This is a genomic window from Acidobacteriota bacterium (assembly GCA_016716435.1).
Lineage (GTDB): Bacteria > Acidobacteriota > Blastocatellia > Pyrinomonadales > Pyrinomonadaceae > OLB17.
Map to the genome: position 1 here is coordinate 1,023,716 of JADJWI010000003.1, position 20,128 is coordinate 1,043,843.

Annotated in this window: 25 protein-coding genes; 18 read left to right on the forward strand and 7 right to left on the reverse strand. The window is 55.2% G+C overall.

Translation table 11 applies throughout. The annotated features are described in order from the left end of the window. Positions 1–7 precede the first annotated feature (7 nt). The 5 genes from IPM21_08135 (at position 8) to IPM21_08155 (ending at position 2,894) form a co-directional block, all read left to right on the forward strand. Positions 8–445 (forward strand): hypothetical protein, encoded by a 438-nt coding sequence (locus tag IPM21_08135; GenBank protein ID MBK9163866.1) that lies wholly within the window; start codon positions 8–10, stop codon positions 443–445. Positions 446–736: 291 nt separating this feature from the next. Beyond that, a complete protein-coding gene (locus tag IPM21_08140) occupies positions 737–1,081 on the forward strand; it encodes a type II toxin-antitoxin system PemK/MazF family toxin (protein MBK9163867.1) in 345 nt (114 codons plus the stop codon). Between the two features lie 113 nt (positions 1,082–1,194). Continuing rightward, positions 1,195–1,629, forward strand: coding sequence for an OsmC family protein (locus IPM21_08145; GenBank protein MBK9163868.1), 435 nt, complete (start codon positions 1,195–1,197; stop codon positions 1,627–1,629). A 126-nt stretch (positions 1,630–1,755) separates the two neighbouring features. Then, on the forward strand, positions 1,756–2,496 hold the full coding sequence (locus tag IPM21_08150) for a hypothetical protein (protein ID MBK9163869.1): 741 nt from the start codon (positions 1,756–1,758) through the stop codon (positions 2,494–2,496). Next, on the forward strand, positions 2,493–2,894 hold the full coding sequence (locus tag IPM21_08155; protein ID MBK9163870.1) for a VOC family protein: 402 nt from the start codon (positions 2,493–2,495) through the stop codon (positions 2,892–2,894). The genes IPM21_08150 and IPM21_08155 overlap by 4 nt, the downstream gene beginning before the upstream one ends. A gap of 34 nt (positions 2,895–2,928) precedes the next feature. Here IPM21_08155 and IPM21_08160 read toward each other — a convergent pair whose 3' ends face one another. Continuing rightward, the gene (locus tag IPM21_08160) at positions 2,929–3,102 is read right to left on the reverse strand and encodes a hypothetical protein (GenBank protein ID MBK9163871.1); all 174 of its coding nucleotides are present in this window, start codon (positions 3,100–3,102) and stop codon (positions 2,929–2,931) included. Between the two features lie 29 nt (positions 3,103–3,131). On the opposite strand from IPM21_08160, the gene IPM21_08165 reads away from it, so the two are divergent. Then, complete coding sequence (locus tag IPM21_08165; GenBank protein ID MBK9163872.1) at positions 3,132–3,305, forward strand: hypothetical protein; 174 nt, start codon at positions 3,132–3,134, stop codon at positions 3,303–3,305. A gap of 660 nt (positions 3,306–3,965) precedes the next feature. Here the strand turns inward: IPM21_08165 and dps are convergent. The 6 genes from dps to IPM21_08195 form a co-directional block, all read right to left on the reverse strand. Then, a complete protein-coding gene (gene dps / locus IPM21_08170) occupies positions 3,966–4,448 on the reverse strand; it encodes a DNA starvation/stationary phase protection protein Dps (GenBank protein MBK9163873.1) in 483 nt (160 codons plus the stop codon). Positions 4,449–4,678: 230 nt separating this feature from the next. Beyond that, complete coding sequence (locus tag IPM21_08175; GenBank protein ID MBK9163874.1) at positions 4,679–5,392, reverse strand: type II secretion system protein; 714 nt, start codon at positions 5,390–5,392, stop codon at positions 4,679–4,681. Beyond that, complete coding sequence (locus IPM21_08180) at positions 5,373–6,476, reverse strand: hypothetical protein (protein ID MBK9163875.1); 1,104 nt, start codon at positions 6,474–6,476, stop codon at positions 5,373–5,375. Before IPM21_08180 ends, IPM21_08175 begins: the two co-directional genes overlap by 20 nt. Before the next feature lie 17 nt (positions 6,477–6,493). Further along, on the reverse strand, positions 6,494–7,336 hold the full coding sequence (locus IPM21_08185; protein ID MBK9163876.1) for a hypothetical protein: 843 nt from the start codon (positions 7,334–7,336) through the stop codon (positions 6,494–6,496). Continuing rightward, the gene (locus IPM21_08190; GenBank protein ID MBK9163877.1) at positions 7,333–7,947 is read right to left on the reverse strand and encodes a hypothetical protein; all 615 of its coding nucleotides are present in this window, start codon (positions 7,945–7,947) and stop codon (positions 7,333–7,335) included. The genes IPM21_08185 and IPM21_08190 overlap by 4 nt, the downstream gene beginning before the upstream one ends. Before the next feature lie 101 nt (positions 7,948–8,048). Next, positions 8,049–8,981 (reverse strand): GGDEF domain-containing protein, encoded by a 933-nt coding sequence (locus tag IPM21_08195; protein ID MBK9163878.1) that lies wholly within the window; start codon positions 8,979–8,981, stop codon positions 8,049–8,051. A 149-nt stretch (positions 8,982–9,130) separates the two neighbouring features. Between IPM21_08195 and waaC the strand changes: the two genes are divergently transcribed. From waaC to IPM21_08255, 12 genes are all read left to right on the forward strand, one after another. Next, positions 9,131–10,171 (forward strand): lipopolysaccharide heptosyltransferase I, encoded by a 1,041-nt coding sequence (waaC, locus tag IPM21_08200; protein ID MBK9163879.1) that lies wholly within the window; start codon positions 9,131–9,133, stop codon positions 10,169–10,171. Positions 10,172–10,232: 61 nt separating this feature from the next. Continuing rightward, positions 10,233–10,787, forward strand: a complete 555-nt coding sequence (locus IPM21_08205; protein ID MBK9163880.1) for an isoprenylcysteine carboxylmethyltransferase family protein — start codon at positions 10,233–10,235, stop codon at positions 10,785–10,787. Positions 10,788–10,799: 12 nt separating this feature from the next. Next, positions 10,800–11,648, forward strand: a complete 849-nt coding sequence (locus IPM21_08210) for a DUF3108 domain-containing protein (protein ID MBK9163881.1) — start codon at positions 10,800–10,802, stop codon at positions 11,646–11,648. A gap of 101 nt (positions 11,649–11,749) precedes the next feature. After that, a complete protein-coding gene (locus IPM21_08215; GenBank protein MBK9163882.1) occupies positions 11,750–12,808 on the forward strand; it encodes a DUF4912 domain-containing protein in 1,059 nt (352 codons plus the stop codon). A gap of 90 nt (positions 12,809–12,898) precedes the next feature. Next, positions 12,899–14,584: a DUF1957 domain-containing protein gene (locus IPM21_08220; GenBank protein MBK9163883.1), complete on the forward strand. Its 1,686-nt coding sequence runs from the start codon at positions 12,899–12,901 to the stop codon at positions 14,582–14,584. A gap of 49 nt (positions 14,585–14,633) precedes the next feature. Then, positions 14,634–14,831: a hypothetical protein gene (locus IPM21_08225; GenBank protein ID MBK9163884.1), complete on the forward strand. Its 198-nt coding sequence runs from the start codon at positions 14,634–14,636 to the stop codon at positions 14,829–14,831. Further along, entirely contained in the window at positions 14,828–15,091 is a 264-nt protein-coding gene (locus tag IPM21_08230) for a hypothetical protein (protein ID MBK9163885.1), read from the forward strand. Before IPM21_08225 ends, IPM21_08230 begins: the two co-directional genes overlap by 4 nt. A gap of 98 nt (positions 15,092–15,189) precedes the next feature. Beyond that, a complete protein-coding gene (locus IPM21_08235; protein MBK9163886.1) occupies positions 15,190–15,762 on the forward strand; it encodes a nicotinamide mononucleotide transporter in 573 nt (190 codons plus the stop codon). After that, on the forward strand, positions 15,737–16,780 hold the full coding sequence (locus tag IPM21_08240) for an AAA family ATPase (protein MBK9163887.1): 1,044 nt from the start codon (positions 15,737–15,739) through the stop codon (positions 16,778–16,780). The genes IPM21_08235 and IPM21_08240 overlap by 26 nt, the downstream gene beginning before the upstream one ends. Positions 16,781–16,790: 10 nt before the next feature. Further along, complete coding sequence (locus IPM21_08245; protein ID MBK9163888.1) at positions 16,791–17,189, forward strand: MaoC family dehydratase; 399 nt, start codon at positions 16,791–16,793, stop codon at positions 17,187–17,189. A 59-nt stretch (positions 17,190–17,248) separates the two neighbouring features. After that, on the forward strand, positions 17,249–18,577 hold the full coding sequence (locus tag IPM21_08250) for an inositol-3-phosphate synthase (GenBank protein MBK9163889.1): 1,329 nt from the start codon (positions 17,249–17,251) through the stop codon (positions 18,575–18,577). Positions 18,578–18,868: 291 nt separating this feature from the next. After that, complete coding sequence (locus IPM21_08255) at positions 18,869–20,077, forward strand: ATP-dependent Clp protease ATP-binding subunit (GenBank protein MBK9163890.1); 1,209 nt, start codon at positions 18,869–18,871, stop codon at positions 20,075–20,077. The last annotated feature ends 51 nt before the right edge of the window (positions 20,078–20,128 follow it).

A 20,128-nucleotide genomic window follows, 5' to 3' on the forward strand; every position in this document is an offset into this window, starting at 1 on the left:
TTGGTTTATGGTGCGAGCGATCAAATGGATGCCGAAAAGGGAACTTACCTATCCGTGCGCGGACATTTCGTATTTCTGGGAAGCGAGAAAAGATGCAGAGCTTAAAGTCATTATGCACTTTTCTAGAATTGCGGATGGTCTAAAGAACGACTTAGAAATCAACTTTGGTATCCCTATGGCGGTATGCTGGGAAGATGAGTCTTATGGTCTTATTGAGGTTCCAGACGGCATTCCAACGACGGAGAATGGCTCTAAATGGTCGCATCCTACGTTGATTATTGAAGAATCTGAATGGGCTCGGAAATATGCTGATCGTAAGTACTCTAGCACTGACCCAAAAGCAGGAGATGTTGTGCACTATCTACTGATATCGCTGAACGACATTTTGCACGTGCTTTCGGAAACCAAGCCCGTAACGAAATGGGTCACCCCAATCGACGACTGAGTCTGTTGAAATCAAACCAGCAGCCTATTTAAAGTTGGTTCTAAATGAGGCTATTTTTTTCTTGCTCTTTTCTTAAAACGAACGCAATATCATCTATATGATTCAGACGATTGAAGGTGTAATAGATAGTAAAGGACGGGTGAGAATTCCGGGCGGAGTTCGGCTGCCGAGCGGTCGCCGGGCACTTGTGACTGTTTTGGATGAGGCGTCGCCTGTCGAAGTTCCTGAGACCGCTTTGCTTAGTGAAGATGTGTTAAGTGAAGATTGGCTTCGAGAAGAAGAGGAGGACGCTTGGCAACACCTACAAACGGAAAAGTAGTTCTTGTCCGATTTCCGTTCAGTGATCTTTCCGCTACAAAACTTCGGCCTGCTCTCGTTCTTGCTCAGGCCGGGCGGGGCGATGTCATCCTTTGCCAGATCACAAGCCAGCCATATTCGGACCGGGCCGCAACAGAACTTTTTAACGCCGATTTTGCAGTCGGGACTCTGCGTAGACAAAGCTACGTTCGCCCGGCTAAATTGTTTACGAGCAATGATTCGATCATCGATCGCATCATCGGAACATTGAAAGACGAAAAATTCGAAGAGGTGCTTGGCACCGTTCGGTCACTTTTTGAACCTAAAGGTAAAACGTAAGAACGTATTTTCTTGTAAGCGTTCAGAAGAATAGTTTGATCGGCATTGAAAGCACCGATCATGCATAGCGACAAAAGAGTACGCAACAACTAACAATTTTATTTATTAAAATTATGAGCATAAAACGATCAGCAGACGCAAAATGGGCGGGGAGCATCATTGAGGGCAAGGGAAGCCTTAAGCTCGAGAGCGGTGCATTTGAGGGGCCTTATTCCTTCAATGCCAGGTTTGGCGATGACGCCACGATGACCAACCCCGAGGAATTGATCGCCGCGGCGCACGCCGGGTGTTTTACGATGGCATTTTCGGGCTTTCTCGGCCGTGCCGGATATGAGGCGACGAGCATCGAGACGAAGGCCGTCGTCCACGTTGAAAAGGAAGAGGCCGGGTTCTCGATCCCGCGTATCGACCTCATCACCGAGGCGGTCGTCCCGAATATCACCGACGAAGAGTTCCAAACGGTAGCTAAGGACGCAAAGGAAAAGTGCCCGGTCTCGCGCGTCCTTGCCGGTGCCGAGATATCGCTCTCGGCAACGCTCAAGAGCTAACGGCCGATAACCTTAAGGACTCGCGGAGCGGCGGTGTTCGGATCGCCCTCCGCGGGCTTTTCTGGGCAACAATATAGGGTCCTGAGGCGTATCTCATGATGCAATTCAATCAGGAGGACGCGGTTAATGGATCAAAGCGAGATACTCGATAGGATCGCCCGCGGGCGGACCGACCTTGTTTTCGATCTTCTCGCAACATCAGGATGGAACGAATCGCTTCATTCGGCCGAGGTGAGCCCGCTCCAATGGTTCGTTTACTACAACGACGTAACGGCCCTGAAAGCGGTAATGAATGCCGGTGGCGACCTTTCCGGCATTGACCTCGGGCGGGAACTTGGTAACGCCGCGTTCTTCGGCCATTGGAAGGTCGCGGACTTCCTTATCGCTAACGGCGCGGACGTGAATTGGTCCGGACCGGAGACCGGCGAAACACCCTTGCACGGAGCTCTCTCGAAAGCCGGGCGGCCGCACTACTTTTACGTGGTCAAGCTGCTGGTCGAAAATGGCGCGGATGTTAATGCGCGGACGATTCCCGGAAAGGCGACCGGCGCATTCATGCGCGACGTCCGCACAAAAGGCGAAACGCCGCTTCACCGGGCAGCCGCTTACGCCGACGCTGAGACCATCGAATTCCTTATTCAAAACGGCGCCGAAAAGGAGGCCCGAGATGCCCATGGCGATTCGCCGCTAAGCTGGGCGAGCGAGCATCTCCGTCCGGGTTCGGTGCTAAAGCTCCTCGCATTCCCGCCGCATCACATTAGCGATCTTCATGTCGAGCGAAACACTTCCGACCATGGTTGTGGTTGGGGAAACGGCATGGAACGGAATCTACTCGGAGACTATCTTCCGGAGTGTGTAAGAAAATGAATATCGAGATCTCTTCGCTGACACCGCTCTTACAGATCTTCAATATGCGGCGGTCGCTTGCCTTCTATCGAGATCTTCTCGGCTTTTCGGTGGTTGCCGATTCCGGCGGAGGCGATGACGCAAGCTGGGTATGGCTGCGTAAGGATGGATGCGATCTGATGCTCAATGATCAGTACGAGCCCGGAAAAGTTCCTGCCGAGCCGCCCGCAGCACGGACCGCTTGGCACTCCGATACCACCCTCTTCTTCGGCTGCGAGAGCGCTGATGAGATATTCGACCACCTCCGGCAAAAGGGCATCGACCTCGCCCCGCCGACGAACGCGCCCTACGGAATGCGGCAGTTGGCACTGACCGATCCCGATGGCTATTCGCTTTGCTTCCAACATCCGATTCCGTGATCCGCCGGGCTTTCGTTACGCTCGTCGACGGTGTTCAATCTCGCGTGTCGGCCGGCGCGACCATCTCGAGCTTTGTCGCGCCGATATCAACCAGCGGCCCGAGTTCGTAAACGTTCCGGTAGCCGTATGTATAGAGCGAGATATAGGTCGAAATGTTGAGAGAAGAAATGGGGTCAGGCCTGCGAGATTGCAATTCTTTCCGATTCATTTTTTGACTTTAGGCCTTAACGGTGTGAGATGGCAAGAAGAATTCGGTTGGAGGTCGAGGGTGGGATTTATCATTTGATCGTTTGCGGCAACGACCTGAAGGGAATATTTCATTCGTGTGAGGATCACAATCGTTTTCTCACGATGCTCGAAGCGGTTAAGGCGACCCTGCCGTTCATGCAAGTTCTTAAGCAGTGCAACTAGACAAGAATCGCATTATCGCAGGCCTGACCCCCATGTCCTTTGAAGGCTCGATGCAGCTCGGCGACCCGCAAAGCTTCAACCGCTACGCCTTAGTCTCCGGCGACCCGCAGAGCTTCGAACAGTAGAACTACGAAAAAGGAAAATAAGAAACCAGGCGGTGAGTTTGTGATGCCGTCGTCTTCGACGACTCCATGCGGAAAATGACGAGGACCACGTCTTGCTACGTGTGGGCTACATCAATGGCGCCGTCTTCGACGACTCCGACATTCCGCATTTAGATGAGCCCTCCCTTACGGTCGGGCCTCTGACACGACATACTGCATTGGATGAACCGCCCTTACTGACGCGCGGGCTTGCGCATTCCAGATTCGGCCCTTGTCACTCGTCACTCGCCACTAGAATGAGCCTTCCCTCACGGTCGGGCTACTGATACGAGCGTAAGCCATTCATCGTTCATCGTTCATACTTCACCATTCCAAGACACACCCTCCCTACCGGTCGGATTTCCGCCTGTGAGTTCCGCATTCATCATTCATCATTCGATGAACGCCCTTGCTGACGCCCGGGCTTCTGCATTGGGGCCCTTCCTCACGGTCGGGCTACTGACACGGGCATTCATCATTCGATGAACGCCCTTGCTGACGCGCGGGCTTCTGCAAGTTACGCTTGGTTGTGGGCTTCGACGAACCAGAGGAGTTTGTCGATGCTGCGCGAGATGCCGGTGTAGAGGTCGGCGGTGTCGGCGTCGCCAAGTTCGTCGGTGGCGTCGATGTTTTTGCGGACCCGTTTGCCGAAGTCGGCGAGTGCGGTCGAGAGGGCGTCGACGTGCGCGGTGCCGTCGGTGATCTCAAGCGGATACTGGCTGAGCGACGAGCGTTCGCCGGCGATGCGGACGGTGCCCATGGCGGTGCCTCCGAGAGTCGTAACGCGTTCGGCGAGGTCATCAACGTGCGTTTCGACCGCGGTCGCGACCTGGTCGAAAAGCTCGTGAAGGGCGATGAAGTTGCCGCCCTTGACGTTCCAGTGGGCCTGCTTCGCCTGCGACTTCAGGTCCATGGCGTCGGCCAGCGATTGGTTCAGGATCTCGACCAGCTTTTCCCGTTTGCCCTTTGCGATATCGATCTTTGTTTCGTGCAGTTCCATATATCCTCCAAAATTAGAATTATTCTAAATCTAATATAGTGCAAAGTCAACCTGTTGCAAGGTCTTTAGTATACCCTTTTGTGAACTCCGTGAATCCTTCGGTGTTCTTTTCGGTTAACAGGATTGTTTAAACACAAAGGGCGCAAAGGTTGGGGCACGAAGTTCGCGAAGGGAAATGCTGGATGGGATCCCTATCTTCTGGAACTGGCGTCGGGAACTGCCGCCGGAAATCAACGCTGGTTGCCTTGGCGGATGGGGCCTTGTGGACCGGACGTGATCCCGCCGCCGCGACGAACGGATGGATTGAATGCTCCGGCGCCGCGGAAGAGCGGGGTGAAGACCCATTTTGAGTGGTTCTCAACGCCGTAATAGGTCAGCACGGAGCGGCTGCGGCTCTGGCTTGCAACGCCGATGAAGGGCGTGTTGTCGGTCGAGTCGTCAAAGTCCTCGGGAGCGGTCAGGTCGTCGTCGCTTTCGGTGTTGAGCGAGTTGACGATAACGACCGAGTACCGGTCGAGCAGCTGCGTCGAATTTGAGGGAAGCAGGCCGTTGTTGTAGTCCTGAATTCGCTTGGCAAAGCGGGCGATGGTCTGCGGGTCGGCCTCGATCAGCCGCCAGCGGCCGTCCTCGCTGAGCGGATCGATGGCGGACGAGGGGCGAAGTATCATCCGCTTCTTCGTGCCCTGCGGAAGGCCTTCGAGCAGTTCGTCGATCGATTGCGGCAGTTTCGCTCCGTTGTGGTGAATTATGTATTGCTTTATGGCTTCAGCGATCTCTTCGCCACGGCGGATCGCCTCTTCTTCTTTCTCGCGTTGTATCTGCAGATAGATCGACGGAGCGGCGGCGAGCAGCGCAACGGTGGTCAGCACCATCATCCCCATAACGGCGATCATGGTCATCCCGCGTTCGCTGCGGCGGTTAGCCTTAGTTGCCGTCTGTGCCATCATCGTCGTCCTGCTTGGTCGGGCTATTCGGGTCGGGCGTGCGGACCGGAACAGCCGTATTCGTATTGCTGCCGGGCGGAACGTACCGCGGGATATTTGCTGGAATGCCCGGGATCGCACCCTGCGGAATGCCCTGCGGAATACCTTGCTGAAATCCTTGCGGCCGGCTCGGAATTCGTCCTCCGGGTCCGGTCGGGACTGAGCCTGCGGCGGGCGGTGCCGGGCGGAAAAGTTCAACGTTATGGCGGAAGCCGAGCGTCGTATCTTCTACGATCAATTCGCTAGAGGCGATGCTGACGACGCGGAAGCGTCCGCTGACGACGTCGCCGAGCCGGGCGGTAAATTCGGTCGGCCGGCCTTGCTCTCTAAGCACAGCGGTATCGTTATTTGCAAGGCGGCGGGCGATCATCCCGACGTATTGAAACTGCGGCCGCGGCGGTGCCTGGACCGTCAGCATAAGCTGGTTCGAGTAGAGCCGCCCGTCCGGCGTTTGGACGATGATCTGCCGCGGACCTTCGCCGGCGATCATAATCGCGGGCACCTCGGCGACCAGCCGCTGAGGGCTGATGAAGGTGGTCGGCAGCGGGCTCTGGCTTAAGAAAATTCGCGAATCCGGCGTGAACTTGTCGCCGTTGACCTCGAGCCTAAACGTCCGCGAGCCGGCATAAACGCTCTGCGGCGTTACAAACGCAACGAAGATCGGCGGCGTCGGAGTTGGCGGCGGCGTCGGCGGAATAAAAGGCGTTGGCGTCTGCGGTACGAAAGGCGTCGGCGGTGGCGGTTCGTAGAAAGCGAAGATGTTGCGGCCAGCGTTCGGAGCACCAAAGAGCCCGGGCGTGTAAACGACCGGCGTAGACTGATACTCGAAGATCACCGCGTCCTGAGCCGGGCCGTTTGTTACTTGAGAGCCAGAGGTCGGCGAGGTCCGCGGCGTCGGCGTGGGCGTTGAGGTGGTCTGTGCCCGGCTGCCGGAAAAGCTCGGACCGAACGCCATATAAAGCGTTGCAATCGCCAAAACACCAAGGACGATCGCGGCGATCATCTTGTTGCGTTCTACGGTTTGAAAGCTTTTTGCTTCGGCCATTTCTTTCTAATTCAATGCTATTGCGCCGGTTCGGCGGCGGCAAGTGCACCGCTCCCGGGCCTACGAAAATATGCAGCCATCTCGAGCCTTAGGGCAACGCGCTCGCCGTAAGTTCTGCCGCGGGCGGGCGTCGGCGGCGTCACCGGCTGGCCATAATTTGGGTCACTCGGGTCGGTAACCACCGGAGTACGCTGCGGCTGGTTTCCGGTCTCCGAGGGCGAAAGCTCGACGGAACTGATGACGACAAAGCCTTCGCCGGTTTCCATTTCGCTGATGAACCGCCGCAGGTTCTCGTACGGGCCTTCGACCGTCATTGATACATAAAGCCCGGGAAAAAGGCTACGGAAGCGGCCGCGGCCGCGTTCTTCTTCTGATTCATTTATCTGCTCGATGTCCTGCGGTTCGAGCGGTGCATAGGCCGGACCGTTCGTATTGACGAGCCCATAGGCGGCGATGAGGCCGTTGATCTTCTGATAAAGAGCGGTCTTGCCGATGGTCTCGACCGGCAGGTGGCGGGCCTCGAAGTCCTCAACGCTCGAGACGAGCTTGGCGACCGCAGTCTCGGTATTCGTGATATCGCCGTAGCGTTCGCGAGCTGAATCGCGTTCGACCACAAGGCGGTCGCGTTCGAGCCGGCTGCGTTCGAGCTCGCGGCCTGATGGACCGACGAACAAAAGGTAGAAGAGCACGGCGCCCATCAATAGCAGCATCGCAGCGCCAAAAACGCCGATCTCAAGCGGTCCCCACATGCCCATGTAGACCTTTCGCGGCCGCCGCTTGGCGACCTCATCGGCAAGTGCCGGGGCGAGCGGTGCGGCCTGCTCTTCGGGCAGCGGCCGTACGTGGAGTTCTTCGCTCATTCGCCACCTCCCTGATTTTGAGCAACCTCGGCGGGCGTGCTGAAGACCATCGGCGGAAGGTAAGTTACCGCCAGAGTGTATTCCGAAAAGGTGCTTCGCTGGCCGGCCTGCAGGTTCTGGCTGCGAAGTTCGGCGCTGAAAACGCCGCTTTCGTTCATCGAGCCGATCATGGCCATCACGGACTGGTAATCGCGGCTGAGAACGGTCAGCTCAAGCTCGGCACGAATGCGGTCGCGGTCGCGGTAAACGTTTTCGACCGCGATCCTCGAGGCACTTACGCTGCCGGGGATGAGACGTTCAAGGTCGTAAAAAAGCCGCGACCAGCCGAAGGTCTTATTTGCAACGAGCTTGTGTGAGGCAACGAGAAGGTCACGCTGCGTCGGCGAAAGCTGCTGCTGAACGGCCTGGCCTTTTGCCTGCTGTTCGGCGATCTCGGCCTTCATTTCCTCTATCTGCCGTTCGGCGAGCTCGCGGCGATTCTCATTCTCGCGAAACTGCGAGAAAAGAAGCAAAAGCGAGATGACGGACAGAAACGCCACAAGCGCCGCCAGAATGTACGGCGTGCGTCGGTTGCGGAACGGTTTGGTAGCGAGATTGAGCTTGGTTATCACAAAAAACTAACCCGAAACGGCCAAAGGCTGAATTTTATCACAAAAAATGGCCCGGGGTCTTAAACGCGGGCCGCAGAAAATAGTTCCAAAATTGCCTCGATCTAATCTGTCCGCGGCCTAAGCCCCTTGGCGAGTTCCTCGGGCGATATCTCGCGATAGGCGCAGACGCGGTTGCGGCCTTCACGCTTTGCACGGTAGAGAGCGGTATCGGCCATTTCGACGAGTTCGATCGGGTCGCTCGAATCATCAGGAAAGCAGGCGACGCCGAGGCTGATCGTGACTTTGTGCTTTGAGCCAGGGCTTCCGTGGCGGACAACGGTAAACTCGGCGTCCTCGACCTCGCTTCTAACGCGTTCGGCGGCGACAATGCCTTGAGCCAGGTCGGCATCAAGCAAGAACGCGGAAAACTCCTCGCCGCCAAAGCGGGACGCCGCGTCGCCGCTCCGCATCACCTTGATTATCAGGGCACCGATCTCTTCTAGCGTCTTGCTGCCGGTCAGATGGCCGTATGTGTCATTTACTAGCTTAAAGTGATCCACGTCCATCATCAGCACGCAGAACGGCCGAGCTTCGGTCTTTGCACGCGAAGCCTCGCGGCGAAGTTCGGAAAAGAACGAGCGGCTTGAAAGCAGGCCGGTCAGGTCGTCGTGCGAGATGAGCCTGTGAATGTGCTTCTGATACTCGCGGTCAACCTCATCGAGCAGGTCAAAGCGAAGAATATGTTCGCCGATGGTTATCTTGTCGCCGTTTTGAAGCGTCTCTTTCTCGATCTTGCGTCCGTTGAGAAATGTGCCGTTGCGCGAATGCAGGTCCTCGACCACATAGCTTTGGCCATTGACGCCGCCGCCTTCGACCATAAATATCCGGGCGTGTTGCCGCGATACCTTTGAATCGATAACGCGGACATCAGCCTCGAGCGCGCGGCCGAGAATCACCTCCTCGCGGTCGAGCGGGATCGGCGCGGCGATAAGTTCGCCCGATAAAAACACGAGTGCCGGGCGGAGGTCGCGGGTAGAGCGTTCAGGACTTTGCATCAAAAAAGCAGGGCGGGCAGAAAGGCCCGCTCTCTAAGCATAATCGAATTTGCCATCCGGTTTCCACATTTTTCGGTCGGAAAAGCAGAAAATCTTGTTTCGCGGCAGCATTTAGCATTTGTCCGCGGGAAAAGTTAGCATATGAAGGCTTGCGGATACTCATCGTAAAACTAAGTTCGATCGGAGATATCGTCCATGCCATGCCGGCGGCGGCGGAGATCAAGAAACATTTCCCCGATTCGGTACTCGGCTGGGCGGTTGAGGAGCGGTTTGCCGCGATGCTCGAAGGGAACCCGTACCTCGACCGGATCGTCAGGCTCGACACGCGGTCGCTCCGCGGCGGGAAAGTGATAGACGAGATATTTCTCGATATCGCCCGGCAATCGAAAGAGCTTCGGCGCGGCGAGTGGGAAATGGCGATCGATCTGCAAGGGCTTTTGAAGTCGGCAACGATCGCCCGCATTTCCGGTGCAAAGAAGCGTTGGGGATTTTCGCAAAGCGGCCTTCGCGAGCCGGCGGCACGAGTGCTTTACACCGATTCCGCAAAGCTTCCGGAAAGGCAAAATATCATTGAAAAGAATCTCGGGCTTGTCCGTGCGGCTTTGGGAATCGATGCGGCAACAGGTCCGCTCGACTACGGTATTACACCGTCCGCGCAGGATATACAGCAAGCCGATCAGGCGGTGGAGAGTTTTGGCGGGCCGTTCGTACTGCTCAATCCGGCGGGCGGTTGGGTGACAAAACTTTGGCCGGCTGAGAAGTACGGGCAGCTTGCCGACCGCATTTCAGATGAACTGGGGCTGGTGCCCGTCATTACCGCCGGCCCGGGAGATGAGGAACTCGTCGCCCGAACGGTTGCTACATCGGCCAGCGGAAAGCTGAGAACGATCGAGCTTCCGCTAAAGGCATTTTACGAAACAGCCCGGCTGGCCGAGGCTTATGTCGGCGGCGATACGGGCCCGACGCACATTGCCGCCGCGGCCGGGACGCCGATCGTCGGCATTTTCGGCCCGACCGAATGGTGGCGGAACGGAACGCTGAACCCCAACGACATCTGCGTTGAGCGGACGGACATCGACTGCCGTATTGATTGCCACCGGCGGACGTGCGGCAACTGGATATGTATGGACATTTCGGTCGAGACCGTTTTCGAAGCTCTCAAGAAACGGCTCGCTTCGGGAAGTGGATAGTTGATAATGGATAGTGGACAATTGGGAGTTACGGAATCGTCCTTCTTCTAATTTTTTTGGAATGGCCTCAAGCAAAAAACGACTTCTTCAAAGGATGCGCGTGCCGCTCGGCTTTGCGTTCGCGTTCCTGTTTATTTACTTCGCAGCTCCGACGCCGCTTTCGATCGGCATCGGTGGTGCGATCGCGATCTGCGGGCTGTTGATAAGGGCGTGGTCGGCGGGCCATATCGTGAAATACGAAAAGCTGGCGACGACCGGGCCCTATTCACATTCGCGAAATCCGCTTTACCTCGGCAGCTTCATACTGGCGGTCGGGTTTACGATCGCGTCGGGCGTTTGGTGGCTTGCTTTGCTGGCGGCGGGGCTCTTCCTGGGCATCTATTTGCCGGTGATGCGCGTCGAAGAGGGTGACCTGAAGAAACGCTTCGGAGCTGATTTTGATGAATTTGCCAGGAATGTACCGCTTTTTCTGCCGCGATTGACTAGGTGGAAAAAGATGGACGCGGGCTTCGACTTTCAGCTATACTTGAAGCATCGGGAATATCAGGCGGCGATCGGAGTTTTGCTCGGACTTGCCGCCCTTGTCGCTAAGATGTATTTCGTTTGGCCGGTTTGAATGAAGGGAAGTTTGCGAACAATTTTATTGACCGTTGCGGCGTCGCTTTTAGTTGGCGTCACGGCAGTCATTGCGCAGCCGAATGGCGTGAACGGCGTTACCGCCACACGGCCGGCGGCTGCGAGCCTGCCATTTAAGACCGGCGAGACGCTTACCTACGAAGGAAAGCTTAATAAGATCATCCGGGGCATCTCGGTCGCAGAGCTGGTCTTCACAGTTGGCGAAACGACGGATGGAACCGACTTTTTGATCAATGCTGAAGCCCGGTCAAAGGGCACACTTCTAAAACTTTTCCGTTTCAGCTTTTTGCAGAAGATCGACACGACGGTCGAGCGAGAAGGATTTTACGCTCACAGGACCGTTAAACACGACGTTCAGAAGGATCGCGTTCGCAACAGCGAAGCGTTTTTCGATTACACCGAGCGCCGCGTTACATATACAGAGACCGACCCGAAAGAACCGATGAGGCCGCCGCGCCGCATCGCTTCTGACCTTGAAAGCGAGTCCCACGACCTAGTTTCGGGCATTTACAGCCTGCGGCTTAGGGAGTTAAAGGTCGGCGATGCCTTCATGATGCCGATCAGCGATTCCGGGCTTGTTTATCAAATTCCTGTCCGCGTGACCGGCCGCGAGCAGCAGAAGACAATTTTCGGCAAAGTCTGGTGCCTTAAGATCGAACCGGAGGTCTTTGGCCCGGAGCGAATGATCGAACGCGAAGGCTCGATGGAGATCTGGGTGACTGACGATGCCCGGCGTATTCCGGTGCGTTCGCGGGTGAAATCGAATTTCGGAACGCTCGAAATACGCCTCCGTGCTGCCAGTAACACGCTTCCCGCCAAGGCCGCAAAGTCCGGAAAATAACCCCGAGTTAACACAGGCTTTACGCCCTTCGGCTTGTTTACCCCCTCGAAACAAAGGATAATCCTCGTTTATGCGACGACCGCCTCGGGCGGCTTATTGTTATGAGCGAAGAGAAGAAAGAAACAGCAGCCGCGGAAGACACTTTAGAGTTCGTCCTCGATGAGATGGACTCGCCGAATTCGGGCGAATTTGTGGAGCAGGCCGAAGAGAAAGCAGCCGAAGCAGCACCTTCGGAGACGGACGAAGCAGAAGCCGAGGAACTGGACGAGGAGAAGTCGCCCGCGTTCAAGCTTTTGGCCCGGCCGAGTTTGCCGCGTCTTGAGAGCGAGAATCGCGCCCGGCTGCAGATGCAATCGCCGAACCGGCTCCACTTTTATTGGTCGGTGCGGACGAATCCTTTTCAGACGCTGAACAAGGCGCTTGGAGCGGCCACATCGAACTACGCACTCGTCGTGCGGCTCGTCGATCTTCGCCGCGATACCGAAGAACTTCGGCAGATCGAACCGGAAGGGAACTGGTGGTTCAACGTCGACGCCGATAGCGAATATCGGGCAGAGGTTGGGTTTTACGCACCGAATCGTCCGTTCGTCCGGGTGCTTTACTCGAACACCATCGAGACGCCGCGTAAGAGCCCAAGCCGCCGGACGGCAGCAGAGGCCGAGTGGCGGGTTCCGGCACAGAAGTTTGCCGAGGTGCTCGACGTCGCGGGCTTTAAGCAAGACGCTTTTGACGTTGCGATCGCCGGGGATGACGCGGATGCGGCGAGCGACGCGACCTATCGTGCCTTCGGGCGGCTATCGGCAAAGCCCGCGGCCGACTTTGCCGGGCTTGATACCGAAGAGCTTCGCTATGCGATGCTTGCCATCGCGGCCGGTTCCTCGCTAGAGCAGCTTCGTTTCCGCGTAAGCGAGCGCATTTTTGAAGTATTGCAGCGGCTTGCGGCCGGTGCCTCGCAGAGCGATGCTTTAACGGCACTCCGCAGCGAGTTCGACATTCACGAAGAAGAGTTGCTCGCCGAGGAAGAAGAATTTGGGCCGGCCGTTTTCGGTGCGAGCCTTGTGAACTTTCCGAAGCGGACGCGGCTCCGCACGCGGCCACGCGGGTTTGACCGCGTTTCGAAGTTCGAGCCGATGGCTTCGCACAGCCTGGCGGCACGCTAAAAGGCTTCATTTCCGGAACGGGATGAGCAAGATGGCTAGGATATTTTCAATATCTTGGTTATCCTGTTCATCCTGTTTCTTTTCGTCCGTATGCCTGTAGGTTACTTCAGCCTCATACTTCACGCCCATCTGCCGTTCGTCAGGCATCCGGAATATCCTGAATTTTTGGAAGAGGATTGGCTTTTCGAAGCTATAACGGAGGTTTATCTTCCGCTTATCGTCATTTTTCAGCGGTTGCATGAGGCAGATGCGGCACCGCGGGTTGCGATGAACATCTCGCCGCCGCTCTGCGAGATGCTGGCCGATGAACTGCTCCAAACGCGCTACACGCGGCACCTCGAGAACTTGCTCGAACTTGCCGAGAAAGAGGTCCACCGGACCGCCGCCGAAGCAATGGAGTTTAACGCCGTCGCACGGATGTATGCGGAGAATTTACGCGACGCGCTCAACCTTTGGAATGGCAGGTACAAGCGGAACCTGATCACTGCCTTTCGCGAACTGCAGGACGAAGGCGTGCTCGAGATAATCACCTGCTGTGCGACGCACGGCTTTCTGCCGCTGATCTCAACGCACGAAGCACGGCGAGCCCAGATCGCGATCGCGGTCGCAAATTATCAGAAGCATTTTCATCGGCGCCCGCGGGGGATCTGGCTTGCTGAGTGCGCTTACGAGCCGGGGCTTGAAGATCTTCTCAAAGAGTTCGGCATTGAGTATTTTATATCCGATACGCACGCAATTCTTTACGGCGATCCGCGGCCGAAATACGGGGTCCACGCTCCTGTCGTTTGCCCGAATGGGGTGGCGACGTTTGCCCGCGATATCGAGACAAGCCAGCAGGTTTGGTCGGCGGAGATCGGGTATCCCGGCAACGATCTTTATCGCGAATTTTACCGCGATGTCGGTTGGGATCTGCCGATCGATAATTTGAAACCGCACCTGCATGCAGACGGGAACCGAAGGCACCTTGGGCTGAAATATCATCGGATAACGGGCCGCAACGTTCCGCAGAACCGGAAGGCTCCGTACATTCCCGAACTTGCCACCGCGAAGGCGGGCGAGAACGCCATGCACTTTATCGGCGAGCGGATAAAGCAGGCGTACAAACTCCGCGAGACATTTGAGGGGCATCCTCCGCTCGTTGTCTCGCCATACGACGCCGAACTGTTTGGCCACTGGTGGTACGAAGGGCCGCAGTTCATCGATTTTCTTTTCCGCAAAATGCATTGGGACCAGACGGAGATCGCGGCGATCACGCCGGGCGATTTTCTCGACAGCGGCCTGCCGATACAGGTCCAGCGGCCGACGGCCTCAAGCTGGGGCGAGAACGGCTACAACAAGGTCTGGCTCAACGAAGGAAACTCGTGGATGTATCCGTATCAGCACGACGCCGAACGACGGATGACGGAAATGGCCGACACATTCGCAGGCCGAGCTTCTGAGAACTTTCAACTTGGAACTCAAAACTATGAACTGTTAGTTCGAATCCTGAATCAGCTATCACGCGAATTATTGCTCGCACAATCTTCCGACTGGGCGTTTCAGATCTATCAGGGCACGACAGTCGAATACTCATCGCGCCGCTTCCAGTCGCACATCCAACGCTTCGACCTGCTTGCCCAAATGCTCGAACACAGCTCCCCTCCTTACGAAGGAGGGGTGGCAGCCGCCTCGGCTGACAGGGTGGTTCTTTCCCCCGAACAACACGAACTCCTGACCGAAATTGAATCCCGCGATAACATCTTTGCGGAGATCGACCATCGGATCTATTGCCGCTAGAGTGGAAAAAGATTGACCACAGGTTAGTTGTCCAATAAAATCAGGACCTATGAGCATTGCAGAGATCGAAAACGAGATCAGAAAGCTGCCTTTCGACAAGGTCGATGAGTTGATGGCCTGGTTTTCCGATTATCACGCCCAGCTTTGGGACCGTCAGATCGAGCGTGATCTGGAATCAGGCCGGCTGAATGGATTGCTGGCAGAGGTTGATGCAGAGATAGAAGCGGGGCTCGCAAAGCCGCTATGAGGCACACCGCTCTTCCGCGTTTTTGGGATTGTTACAACTCATTACCTGCTAACATTCGTGCGGCAGCCGACAAGAATTACAAGCTGTTGAAAGCCGACCCGACACATCCCTCGCTGCATTTCAAGAAGCTCGGTGGAAAAGACGGCATTTGGTCCGTCCGGATCGGGACATCATATCGGGCGCTCGGCCGCGAGACCGACGAAGGCATTGCATGGTTCTGGATCGGCAGCCATGCCGACTACGACAAGTTGCTCGGATAGATGCCAACACTCTAACAGATTAGAATCCCGCAACAAACTCTTAGCGGAGTTCGACAGTGATACCGATAGATCTTTCAATTTTGAGGGGAAGCGTAACGATGAGCCCACTGGAATTATCCGCTAACATTTTCAATTTGATCTCGGTTTTTCTGGCGAATCGAAACGACGTTAATACTTGGTGGGTGGGCATTATCGGAACGGTTCTGTTCGCATTTCTATTCTTTGAAGTGAAATTGTATGCGGATGTGACATTGCAGATCTTCTTCGTAGGAACAAGTATTTACGGTTGGTGGAACTGGAAGCGAGGCGGGGACACAAAGGTGGAATTGCCGATTACGAGAATCCGACCCAGAAGCTTGGTTTGTTTCCTGATCATATCCCTGCTGGTGTTAGGTGTCTACGGCTCACTGCTCCTTTATCTTACCGATGCAAGCTATCCCTTTATTGACTCAGTTGTCCTAGTATTTAGCGTGTTGGCTCAATTGTTGTTAATGTCGCGCAAACTTGAGACGTGGTATTTTTGGATACTCGTTGATATTGTTGCAGTCCCGCTATTTGCCTCAAAAGGGCTTTACCTTACGTCATCGATCTATTTCATCTTTCTAGTGAATGCAGTTTTCGGCTTAATGAACTGGAGACGTATTTATGTCGAACAAGCCCATCCGGTATAGAAACGGTCTGATCGTAGGGAAGTTCTCGCCGCTTCACAAAGGGCACGAATCACTGATCCGCTTTGGGCTCTCTAAGTGTGACCAGCTATACGTATTTGCCTATTCTAATCCGGAAAGCAAGGGTCACTCTTCCCAAGAGAGACAGAAGTGGCTAAGCGAACTTTTCCCGGAGATTAAGTCAGCCTCGATCTCCGCTGAAATGGCGAGTACAGCGCTTGGCCTTTCGATGCCGCTAAATGACGCGGACGACGTCGTTCATCGCCGCTTTGTGGGAGACCTATGGCGGAAGCTTGTCGGGTTACCACTGGATGTGGTCTTTACTAGTGAAGCCTATGGCGATGGGTTTGCCGATGAGCTGTCAGAGTATCTTAAGTCTATGCAAGGTCAAGGTGAGGTGTCTCACGAGATGATGGATCTTGAACGAAAGCATATACCTATTTCCGGGACAATTTTGCGTCAAGATATCCATGAAAATAGAAAGTTTCTTTCGCCAATTGTATATGCTTCGTTTGTTCATCGAATCTGCCTTCTCGGTGCGGAATCGACAGGAAAAAGCACCCTTGCTGAACGCTTAGGAGAAGAGTTTGAAACTGTGTTCGTACCCGAGTATGGCCGGGAATTGTGGGAATCGCAGGGCGGCCACCTGAGCTATGAGGACATGTTGAAGATCGCAAAAACCCATATTTCCAACGAAGAGCGGATCATTATTGGTGCGAACAAGTTTCTCTTTGTCGATACGTCACCGCTGACGACCTTCCTTTACAGCAAGAATATGTTTGATACGGTAGATGTCGAACTGAAGAGCCTTGCAAACAGAAATTATGATCTTACCTTTCTTTGCATGCCTGACTTCCCGTTTGTACAAGACGGTACACGTACTAACAAGGAATTTCAGAATCTTCAACACCAGCAGTATTTACGGGAACTAAGCGAGCGTGATATCCCTTTTACAGCCCTCACTGGTTCGATCAGAGAGCGGGTCGATGCTGTGAAAATGAAGCTAAGCGAGTATAAGTAAACTTAAAAGTATGGAACTAAATATCGGTGATTCTTTCTCTCGCACCCGCGAGGTTACGGATGCGCTTGTTCGGGCGTTTGCGGAGCTTTCGGGGGATTTTAATCCGATACATCTCGATGAGGAATTTGCGGCAAAGACGCAGTTTGGCCGGCGGATCGCTCATGGGATGCTGACGGGGGCGTTCATCTCGGCCGTGCTCGGGCAGGAATTTGCCGAGCGGCGGATCGTCTATCTTTCGCAGACGATGCGGTTCACGGCACCGGTCTTCATTGGCGACTCAGTGACGGTCACCTCGACCGTCTCGCACATCCGCGAGGACAAGGGGATCGTCACTCTTCAAACCATCTGCACAAATCAAAACGGCGAAACGCTCGTCACCGGCGAATCAAAGGTGATGATCCTACCTTAGCTGCACGCGGTAACGCCGTGTTTGCCTAAACATTTTCGTAAGGCTATCATTGCTCATTCATGGAAGCTGAAACGAAAGCAAAAGGGTTGGAGATGGCTCCGGCGGAAGGCAAACTTGGCATCTTGCTCGTTGGGCTCGGTGCGGTCTCGACGACGCTCGTCGCCGGGGTTGAGGCGATCCGCCGCGGCATCGCGCAGCCCGTCGGCTCGCTGACGCAGATGGGCACGATCCGTCTCGGCAAACGGACAGAGAACAACGTCCCGCGGATTAAAGATTTTGTCCCGCTTGCCTCGCTTGAGGACGTGGTCTTCGGCGCCTGGGACATCTTTCATGACAACGCTTTTGAGGCCGCCAAAAATGCCGGCGTGCTTGAAAAGGACTTGCTCGAGCAGGTCTCTGAACAGCTCTCGTCTCTAAAGCCGATGCCGGCCGTTTTTGAGCAATTTTATGTAAAGCGGCTTCACGGCGAGAATGTAAAAACCGGCAAAAACAAGATGGAGCTTGCCGAGCAGCTCATCGAGGACATCGCGAAGTTCAAGTCTGAAAATGGATGCGACCGGCTGGTGATGGTCTGGGCTGCATCGACCGAGGTTTATCTTGAGCACACTGCGAGCCACCTGACGATCGAGGCGTTTGAGCAGGGACTTTACGACAGCGACCCCGCGATCGCTCCGTCAATGATCTATGCCTATGCGGCGATCAAGTCGGGCGTCCCTTTTGCGAACGGTGCTCCGAATCTGACCGCGGATATTCCTGCTCTAACAAAACTTGCCGAAACCAACGGCGTCCCGATATGCGGTAAAGACTTCAAGACCGGCCAAACGCTTATGAAGACCATTATCGCACCGGGATTGAAGTCGCGGATGTTGGGGCTCGACGGCTGGTATTCGACCAACATTCTCGGCAATCGCGACGGCGAGGTGCTCGACGACCCAGAAAGCTTCAAAACAAAAGAGGAATCGAAGCTTTCCGTGCTTGAGCATATCCTCCAGCCCGAGGTCTATCCGGACCTTTACGAAGGCTTTTCGCACGTCGTCCGCATCAATTATTATCCGCCGCGTGGCGATAACAAAGAAGGCTGGGACAGCATCGACATCTTCGGCTGGCTCGGCTATAAGATGCAGATCAAGATCGATTTTCTCTGCCGCGATTCGATCCTCGCCGCCCCGCTTGCGCTCGACCTCGCCCTATTCCTCGACCTCGCACAGCGTGCCGGGATGCGAGGCGTGCAGGAATGGCTTTCGTTCTATTTCAAAGCTCCGCAGACGGCCCCGGGGCTATATCCCGAGCACGATCTTTTTATCCAACTGATGAAGCTCAAGAACACGCTTCGGCACATGATGGGCGAAGATCTGATCACGCATTTGGGCCTAGAATATTATGATTAAAGCCGGTGAGCCGATATTTCGAATCGGCCCGGATTCCATTTTTTGCTTGAAGATTTGTGCGATATGTGCGAATAATGTCACAGGGAATGCCATGTGCTTCCCCAGCCAGCCAGCCCGGACGGGTTTGGCATTACCCGGACCCAAACTCCAGCCAACGAACAAATTGTTGACATCATCTATATCCTTGACGATAGCGGGTTTACGCTATCCTGGCGATTCGGATTATAATGCCTGAATGCGGGCAGCCGAATCGGATCGAGCGGTACCGGCGAATTTAGGGAGCAAGGTCAAATGAAAACCGACACCACAAAAAAGAAAGATCAGGAACCCAAGGGCATTTTGCTGGACCCCGACCGCAAGAGCCCGCGTGCGGCAGATTTTGAGGATCGCCTCGGTGATTTTATCGTCGGGCAGGAAAGGGCCGTCCGCCGGATGAGCGGGCTTTTCCAGATATATCTTGCCGGGATGAACAACCCTTCGCGGCCGATCGGGACCATGCTTTTCCTCGGGCCGACCGGCTCCGGTAAAACCCGCGTTGTTGAAGCAGCGAGCGAGGTGCTTTTTGGGGATCCGCACTCGGTCGTGAAGATCGATTGCGCCGAATTTCAGCACTCGCACGAGATCGCCAAGCTTATCGGTTCGCCTCCCGGATATCTCGGTCACCGAGAAACCTCGCCGATGCTGACGCAGGAAAATCTCGATAAGGCCCATACCGAAGAGACGAAGCTCACTTTTGTACTCTTTGATGAGATCGAGAAAGCTTCGGATTCGCTCTGGCAGCTTCTGCTTGGGATCTTGGATAAGGCGACTTTGACACTTGGCGATAACCGCCGCGTTGATTTCTCGCGGACGATCGTCATTCTGACGTCGAACCTTGGTGCTCGCGAGATGTCTGACATGATCTCAGGCGGCATCGGCTTTGCACCGACCAAGCAGGGCACGCCCCGGGAAGATACTGAGATCGATACAAAGATCTACCGCACCGCACTCGAGGCGGCAAAGCGAAAGTTCTCGCCTGAGTTCATGAACCGGATAGATAAGGTCGTGGTCTTCCGCAGCCTTAAGGAACATCATCTGCGGCGGATACTCGACATCGAGCTCCGGTCGGTTCAGGACCGCATTACGGAATCGGCAGGCACGAAGTTCATCTTCGAATGCTCGGACCCGGCGAAGGAATTTCTGCTACAGGAAGGCATCGACCTCAAATATGGCGCACGCCACTTGAAGCGTTCGATCGAGCGGTTCCTCGTTTATCCGCTTTCGAACCTCGTCGCGACCCAGCAGGTTGAGACCGGCGACTTGGTTTATGTAGATTACGATGAGAAGAAAGATCTGCTCATCTTTACCAAGCAGGAAGGGAAGATGATAGTCGCGGACTCCGCACCGGAGATCGACGATATTCCGACGCTTGAAAAATCAGACGCAGCTGGCATGCCGCTTCCCGAGGTCGCCGTCGCAACGCAAATGAGCAAATCACAAGGCGAGAATAACGAGGTGTAGTCAGATCGCCGTTATCTCATTCTCTGCGAAAAAAATGGCGGGCTCTGCGTT

Bases quoted from the DNA above. Each gene is read 5' to 3' on its own strand.
- IPM21_08135 (MBK9163866.1), top strand. From the start codon at position 8: ATGGTGCGAGCGATCAAATGGATGCCGAAAAGGGAACTTACCTATCCG.
- IPM21_08145 (MBK9163868.1), top strand. From the start codon at position 1,195: ATGAGCATAAAACGATCAGCAGACGCAAAATGGGCGGGGAGCATCATT.
- IPM21_08150 (MBK9163869.1), top strand. From the start codon at position 1,756: ATGGATCAAAGCGAGATACTCGATAGGATCGCCCGCGGGCGGACCGAC.
- IPM21_08155 (MBK9163870.1), top strand. From the start codon at position 2,493: ATGAATATCGAGATCTCTTCGCTGACACCGCTCTTACAGATCTTCAAT.
- IPM21_08160 (MBK9163871.1), bottom strand. From the start codon at position 3,102: ATGAATCGGAAAGAATTGCAATCTCGCAGGCCTGACCCCATTTCTTCT.
- IPM21_08165 (MBK9163872.1), top strand. From the start codon at position 3,132: ATGGCAAGAAGAATTCGGTTGGAGGTCGAGGGTGGGATTTATCATTTG.
- dps (MBK9163873.1), bottom strand. From the start codon at position 4,448: ATGGAACTGCACGAAACAAAGATCGATATCGCAAAGGGCAAACGGGAA.
- IPM21_08175 (MBK9163874.1), bottom strand. From the start codon at position 5,392: ATGGCACAGACGGCAACTAAGGCTAACCGCCGCAGCGAACGCGGGATG.
- IPM21_08180 (MBK9163875.1), bottom strand. From the start codon at position 6,476: ATGGCCGAAGCAAAAAGCTTTCAAACCGTAGAACGCAACAAGATGATC.
- IPM21_08185 (MBK9163876.1), bottom strand. From the start codon at position 7,336: ATGAGCGAAGAACTCCACGTACGGCCGCTGCCCGAAGAGCAGGCCGCA.
- IPM21_08195 (MBK9163878.1), bottom strand. From the start codon at position 8,981: ATGCAAAGTCCTGAACGCTCTACCCGCGACCTCCGCCCGGCACTCGTG.
- IPM21_08205 (MBK9163880.1), top strand. From the start codon at position 10,233: ATGGCCTCAAGCAAAAAACGACTTCTTCAAAGGATGCGCGTGCCGCTC.
- IPM21_08215 (MBK9163882.1), top strand. From the start codon at position 11,750: ATGAGCGAAGAGAAGAAAGAAACAGCAGCCGCGGAAGACACTTTAGAG.
- IPM21_08220 (MBK9163883.1), top strand. From the start codon at position 12,899: ATGCCTGTAGGTTACTTCAGCCTCATACTTCACGCCCATCTGCCGTTC.
- IPM21_08225 (MBK9163884.1), top strand. From the start codon at position 14,634: ATGAGCATTGCAGAGATCGAAAACGAGATCAGAAAGCTGCCTTTCGAC.
- IPM21_08230 (MBK9163885.1), top strand. From the start codon at position 14,828: ATGAGGCACACCGCTCTTCCGCGTTTTTGGGATTGTTACAACTCATTA.
- IPM21_08235 (MBK9163886.1), top strand. From the start codon at position 15,190: ATGAGCCCACTGGAATTATCCGCTAACATTTTCAATTTGATCTCGGTT.
- IPM21_08240 (MBK9163887.1), top strand. From the start codon at position 15,737: ATGTCGAACAAGCCCATCCGGTATAGAAACGGTCTGATCGTAGGGAAG.
- IPM21_08245 (MBK9163888.1), top strand. From the start codon at position 16,791: ATGGAACTAAATATCGGTGATTCTTTCTCTCGCACCCGCGAGGTTACG.
- IPM21_08250 (MBK9163889.1), top strand. From the start codon at position 17,249: ATGGAAGCTGAAACGAAAGCAAAAGGGTTGGAGATGGCTCCGGCGGAA.
- IPM21_08255 (MBK9163890.1), top strand. From the start codon at position 18,869: ATGAAAACCGACACCACAAAAAAGAAAGATCAGGAACCCAAGGGCATT.